Source organism: Streptomyces sp. NPDC094147 (assembly GCF_044764265.1).
Lineage (GTDB): Bacteria > Actinomycetota > Actinomycetes > Streptomycetales > Streptomycetaceae > Streptomyces.
On sequence record NZ_JBIWHT010000071.1, the window covers coordinates 1 to 5,731 of the forward strand.

Annotated in this window: 5 protein-coding genes and 2 pseudogenes; 4 read left to right on the top strand and 3 right to left on the bottom strand. The window is 68.7% G+C overall.

Translation table 11 applies throughout. The features are described from left to right. Nucleotides 1-221 precede the first annotated feature (221 nt). Nucleotides 222-475: pseudogene (locus tag ACIQ8J_RS35620) on the top strand (FKBP-type peptidyl-prolyl cis-trans isomerase). Between the two features lie 675 nt (nucleotides 476-1,150). On the opposite strand, the gene ACIQ8J_RS35625 reads toward ACIQ8J_RS35620, so the two are convergent. Further along, on the bottom strand, nucleotides 1,151-1,495 hold the full coding sequence (locus ACIQ8J_RS35625) for a helix-turn-helix domain-containing protein (RefSeq protein WP_403278274.1): 345 nt from the start codon (nucleotides 1,493-1,495) through the stop codon (nucleotides 1,151-1,153). A gap of 698 nt (nucleotides 1,496-2,193) precedes the next feature. Continuing rightward, nucleotides 2,194-2,823: a type III effector protein gene (locus ACIQ8J_RS35630; RefSeq protein ID WP_403278276.1), complete on the bottom strand. Its 630-nt coding sequence runs from the start codon at nucleotides 2,821-2,823 to the stop codon at nucleotides 2,194-2,196. A gap of 128 nt (nucleotides 2,824-2,951) precedes the next feature. Here ACIQ8J_RS35630 and ACIQ8J_RS35635 point away from each other — a divergent pair, with 128 nt between their 5' ends. The 3 genes from ACIQ8J_RS35635 to ACIQ8J_RS35645 all read left to right on the top strand — a co-directional run bounded on the left by ACIQ8J_RS35635 (nucleotide 2,952) and on the right by ACIQ8J_RS35645 (nucleotide 4,377). Further along, nucleotides 2,952-3,383: an Hsp20/alpha crystallin family protein gene (locus ACIQ8J_RS35635; protein ID WP_403278277.1), complete on the top strand. Its 432-nt coding sequence runs from the start codon at nucleotides 2,952-2,954 to the stop codon at nucleotides 3,381-3,383. Nucleotides 3,384-3,484: 101 nt separating this feature from the next. Next, nucleotides 3,485-3,880, top strand: coding sequence for a DUF2267 domain-containing protein (locus ACIQ8J_RS35640; protein ID WP_403278279.1), 396 nt, complete (start codon nucleotides 3,485-3,487; stop codon nucleotides 3,878-3,880). 53 nt (nucleotides 3,881-3,933) lie between these two features. Further along, a complete protein-coding gene (locus ACIQ8J_RS35645) occupies nucleotides 3,934-4,377 on the top strand; it encodes a DUF2267 domain-containing protein (RefSeq protein ID WP_403278280.1) in 444 nt (147 codons plus the stop codon). A gap of 612 nt (nucleotides 4,378-4,989) precedes the next feature. Here ACIQ8J_RS35645 and ACIQ8J_RS35650 read toward each other — a convergent pair. Then, nucleotides 4,990-5,622: pseudogene (locus ACIQ8J_RS35650) on the bottom strand (terpene synthase family protein); the annotation flags it as partial. Nucleotides 5,623-5,731: the final 109 nt, after the last annotated feature.

Here is a 5,731-nt window from a genome sequence, read left to right on the forward strand (position 1 = left end):
GTCAGACCCCCACCCTGCGCATACCGCATATCAACGGCATACCGCAGGGATCACCCACCGTCACCCCCGACACCAACCCGAAAACCTCAGTAGGTGGGCGGGACTGTTGCGTTATGGGCTACTGACAGTCACAGAGGAAGGCATGTCGCATGGGGGTTGAACTCGAAGTCATTAGGGCCGGGGATGGCAAGAACTTCCCCCGGGCGGGGGACAGCATCACCATGCACTTCACCGGCACGTTGAAGTCGGGCGAGAAGTTCGACTCATCCCGCGACAGGAACGAGCCGTTCGTCTGCGCCATCGGCACCGGCCGGTGATCAAGGGCTGGGACGAAGGCGTCCTCCAGATGTCGCTAGGCGAGCGCGCGGAGCTCACCATCACGTCTGACTACGGCTACGGCCCCCGCGGCGTCCCCGGACTCATTCCGCCCGACTCCACACTGGTATTCGATGTGGAGCTCCTCAAGATCAACTGATCGTGTGCCCTCTCGTCCTCACGGCGCGAGGGCGTCCACCTGTGGTCAAACTTCGATGAGACTGGCCAAGGTTCGTTGAGACACCAGTAGTCGTGCGCTCGGCCGGGGGGCTCGCGCGCGGTGGCGGGCCCTGGGGCCCTGGAGGGGCCGGAGAACGACTGAGGGGCCCGCTGTCGCTGTAGGCAGCGGGCCCCTCAGTCTGTGCACCTACTGGGGGAGGCGGCCAGTCCAACGAGCAGACGGCACAACAGTTCTGGCGCCCGGAGGAGCCGGGCGGGGGTGTCACCGGCTCGGCCGAGTAGCTGCTCCTGGACTGCCACGCGGGCCGGGGCGGGAGGTCACCCCGCCGGGTGATGCCGTGATGCCGCGCGGGCCGGGCGGCGGTTTCCGTCCGGCTGGTCCTGGGACGTGCAAGGGTCCCGGGGCGTCGGCCTGCCCCGGGACTGACCGCCCGTCATCGTGGTCGCCATGCCCAGTTATGTCCAGTGCATCCCGAGTTCGGCGAGTTGGGCGAGCTGCTCGCCGCTCAACTGGTCGCGGCGGTTCTTCTGGTGGGTGACCCGTACTCCGGGCCGTATGAAGTCCATGGACGATTGATCGAGGGTGCTTACGGCGGCGCGGCCGGTGACGGCGGCATCGTCCGCTGGCCGGTGTTGCCAGGATCGGCGTGCTGATTCAGGCTGAGTTCTTCGACTGCGACTCGCGGCCTTGTGTGCGCAGGTGCTCGTTGATGCGCCGGGCTTCTTCGAGCTGGTCTTCGAGGATGACGATGCGGCAGGCGGCTTCGATGGGGGTGCCCTGGTCGACGAGTTCGCGGGCGCGGGCGGCGATGCGCAGCTGGTAGCGGGAGTAGCGGCGGTGGCCGCCTTCGGAGCGCAGCGGAGTGATCAGGAGGTGTTCGCCGAGGGCGCGGAGGAAGGCGGGGGTGGTCCCGAGCATCTCGGCGGCCCGGCCCATGGTGTAGGCGGGGTAGTCGTCATCGTCGAGATTGTTGACGGGACGGGAACTGGCAGGGGGCATAGACCTCTTCTTTCAGGGGACACGTCGGGGGGCCCGGGTGCCGTACGGCACCCGGGCCCCGAGCTTTCAACACCATCTACCGGCGAACTGCGCCGGCCTTCTTTGTCCGCAGGTTCCGCCTGGGAGGGCGGGGCTGCGGGGATCGCGGATGCGTGACCGGGGACCACCTTCCAATCCGGGGCCTGCGGTACCCGGGCGGACTTCTTCCTCGCCCGGGTGATCCTGATGGCGTCTGCTCCTTTACTTCGGCTACACGGTCGTACTGCTGGATAACGCGGGTACTGCTCGCAGCCCCCGTGGGGCGTCCTGCTTGACCTGCATGCGCGGCAGTTCATCTCTGCCGTGCCCATCTCGACTTCCTGGGTACACGGAAAAAATAACCCTGCGATGAGCCAATGTCTACTGTGGCCGCGATAGATTTTCTTCAGGGTTGATGCGTGTAGTTCTGCCGCAAACACACCTGCATGAGTGATGCCCCGGCGCGAACCCACGAGGCGCGGACGAGGAAGCTGGCCATCCTCTACGAGCTGTGTGTGCTGGTCAGCCGACGGGATGCGCTGCGGCGGCGGGAGATCTGGGCGCCGGGGGCGAACCGGTGGCGTAACCCGGAGGACGATCTGCTGCCGGACTTCGAGGGCAATCGGGGGGTTCGCCCGGGGGCGGAGGCTGACTGGGCTGTTGCGGGGCACCGGGCGGGGTCAGGGGGGAGTGAGGGTGTCGAGCCGGGCGGCGAGGTCGGGGTGGGCGGCGGCCAGGTGGGGGCGGGTGGCGGTCAGGGGGACGATGAGGTCGGCGGGGTCGTTGTGGGCGAGGGCCGCGTGGAGCTCATTGAGCGGGCGGCGGGCGGCGGGGGGAAGGTCGGTGAGGGCGGTGATCTGGCCGGCGAGGCGGCGGAGGTCGGCCGCATTGCGGCGGGCCCAGGTGGCGGTGTCGCGGTCGGCGGCCCGAGCCTGACGGGTGGCCGTCACGCGCTGTTCGCCGGTGGTCCCGGCCGGGCCGGGGCGACCGCGCAGGTAGCGGCGCTCGGCGGCCTGGCGGCTGGCGACACCCAGGGGAGAGGCGAGGTCGGCCCAGCTGGCGCCTGCGTCCCGGGCCGTTTCGATCAGGCCGGTCTCCCATCCGGCGAGCCGCTCACGTACCTGCCGCAGCAGCATCAGCGAGGCGAGGGCCTGCTCCGGGGCCGGCCCGACGCCGAGGGTGTCGGGGGTCTCGTGCTGGGCGTCGCGCAGGGCGTCGTCTATGACTTTCAGGGCCGCCGCGGCGGCGAGGAACGACGCCGGGCTGTGGGCGTCGGCGTCGGTGGAGACCGGCTGGTCGGGTGCGGTCACGGGCACCTCCCTCGGGTTGTCATCATGTAGACGACATCGTGCTTGTCATCCATTGGATGACATGTTACAACGGTGTCAGTGAGGCGCATTGGCAGTAACTGCCTGAACCTGCTGGAGGTGTTTTCACGATGTTGATGCGCACTGACCCCTTCCGTGAGCTGGACCGGCTGGCGCAGCAGCTGATGGGCCAGGGCACCTGGTCGAAGCCGTCGGCGATGCCGATGGACGCCTACCGCGAGGGTGACGAGTACGTGGTGGCCTTCGACCTTCCCGGCGTCAGCGCGGACGCGATCGACATCGACGTCGAGCGGAACATGCTGACGGTCAAGGCGGAGCGCCGGCCGGTGGCGAAGGCCGACGACGTGCAGATGGAGCTGTCCGAGCGGCCGCTGGGCGTCTTCTCCCGCCAGATCGTGCTCGCCGACACCCTCGACACCGAGCACATCAAGGCCGACTACGACGCGGGCGTGCTGACCCTGCGCATCCCGATCGCCGAGCGTGCCAAGCCCCGCAAGATCTCCATCGGCGTCGGGACCGGCCACAAGGAGATCTCCGGCTGACACCGGCCGGACAGGTGCGGAGGACGGGCACCTGATCTCCCCCTCACCCTGTCCTCCGCACCCCGTGGGCAGGCCGAAGAACAAGAAGAGGTGGCGGCGGGATGACTCTGCGACGCGAAGCGATCCTCGACCACGTGAAGGAGCGCGGCGAGTACGGCACTGTGGAGGAAGCCGAGCGCGCGGCCCGTGTGGTGCTCGCCCTGCTCGGCGCGCATCTGGTCGGCGAGGATCGCGCCCAGCTCGCGGCACGTCTGCCGGAGGAATTCGCCCTGATCCTGCTCAACCCGCTGCAGAGCGCCGAACCGCTGCCCCCGGAGCGGTTCGTGCGGGCGACCGCGGCCTGGATCGAGGGCGCCACCGAGCAGACCGCGACCTGGGACGTCAGCGCCGTGCTGTCCACGGTCGCCGACACGGCTGGCGAGGACCTGCTGGGGCAGATCCTGCTCCAGCTCCCCGCCGGCTACGACCTCCTCTTCGGCCGCCCCCAGCCCACCTGACCCCTACCTCGGTGCCACACACCCGCACCGCTCTACGAAAGGCATGCACTGCAGTGATCACCGACGTGCGCGTACCGGCTGAGCACCAGCAGCCGTACTCGACGGCGTACGAGCAGATGCTGGAGAAGGTTCGCTACGAAGGCGCCTACCCCACCCGCGAGAGAGCCGAGGAAGCCGTCCGCCTGGTTCTCGCGGGGCTGGGACGCCAGCTGACCGGCGACGAACGCGTCGACCTTGCCGCCTGCCTGCCCCTGGAAGCTGCACGCGTCCTGACCGCACAGATCCCCGACACCCAGCCGCTGACCGGCTGGGCCTTCGTCAAGGACCTCGCCGCCCGCTCCGGCGTCTCCCTGGCCACCACCCGCTGGGACACCGGCTCCGTCTTCGCGGCCGTCGCCGCCCACGCCGGCCCTGACCTCATCACCCGCATCCTCCACCAGCTCCCCACCGGCCACGCGCCGTTGTTCGGCCGCGCCGAACTCACCTACGCCGCGTAAACGGCACCGGCACCCCGGGGCCGCAACAGGATCCCTCCGGCGGCCCTTGGCGAAGTCCCCGATCCGCGCGATCGGGGACTTCCGCCTTCGCTGTGCATGATGACCGTCTCGGGCGGTGTTTCTCATAAACGGCCGGTTGTCGAAGTGTCCGGGACGGGAGAGCCGGCACTGACCATGCTGGTCAGCCACCTGCCCCGGACACGGCCCCCCTCATGGCCGACGCCCAGCCCATCCCGACCGAGGTTCGGCGGTCCCGGATGGATCTGCGCAACCGGGTCAGGGGGGTGGTGGCGTGGTAGGCCGGTGGTGCGCCCGCGGTGTGGGCTGGGCCGCGGGTGTCCACCGCGCTGTGCCGCCCGATATGCCACCCGGGCGGCACAGTTCCTTACTGGTCCGCTGGACGAACTCACGCACGGAGGCCTCCCGACGCCACGGGGCGGGGGCCGGCGTGCCTGACGATGACCGCGCATCCGTGAAGGACCAGCCTGGCGCCGGCCCCGAGTGCTCTCGGCGAGTTCCGCGCTGTGTAGGCGGTTACGCGGTAGCTGGCTGACCTAAACGCGGGCCGCGCTAGTGACTACTGATGGGGGAGGAGCAGCCCTTCTGTGTTCTCTAGGGCTTGCTCGGGTGGACTTGTGTAGCGGGGGGCTGATGGTGATAGTCGAAGTTGGCCCGGACGTAGCGGGTGTAGTCGGCGGCAGTGCGCAGTGCGTCACCGTGGGGTTGTCCGGTGACCTGGGAGGCGGCCAGTTCGGCGGGGAGTTGCTGCTTGGCTGAGAGCATGCGGTGGATGCAGGCGGTGAGCATGTCGGTCACCCTCTGCAGGGCTTGCTGACGGGTGTATTGGTGGTGGTGCTCAAGGAGAAGCACCGCGTTGTAGGGGTATCCGACGGCTTCGTCGCTGGGAAGGGAGTGGATGTCGTTGTAGAGCCCCATGTGTTCCTCGGCGGCGTCGCGCAGGTTGCGCAGGGCGGGCAGGTGCCGAACGCGGGGCGCCAGATCACATCCGGAGGCGATCTCGCTGATGTCCATGAACATGTACAGCGCCACCCCGTCTCTGCGGTGTGAGCGGTATTCCTCCATTTGCGGCAGATGCCCGGTGATCGTTCCAACAGCCTCGCGGTAGTAGGTCCACCACCAGGCCCGGACCTCGGAACGAAATGCTTGATGCCACCCAGCCGAACGCCCGGGCGACAGCCTGTGCCACAAGTCGGCGAAGGCCGTGACGAGCGGGCCGGGGGGTTGATCGACCGGAGGGCCAGTGAACCTCTTTCATCCCCTCTCCTATGGGTGAAGGTGCAGGTCGGCGAGGGGGTATGTGACATGGCGAAGCCCCCGTCGTTGGTGTGGTGAT

Bases quoted from the DNA above. Each gene is read 5' to 3' on its own strand.
- ACIQ8J_RS35635 (WP_403278277.1), top strand. From the start codon at position 2,952: ATGTTGATGCGCACTGACCCCTTCCGTGAGCTGGACCGGCTGGCGCAG.
- ACIQ8J_RS35625 (WP_403278274.1), bottom strand. From the start codon at position 1,495: ATGCCCCCTGCCAGTTCCCGTCCCGTCAACAATCTCGACGATGACGAC.
- ACIQ8J_RS35640 (WP_403278279.1), top strand. From the start codon at position 3,485: ATGACTCTGCGACGCGAAGCGATCCTCGACCACGTGAAGGAGCGCGGC.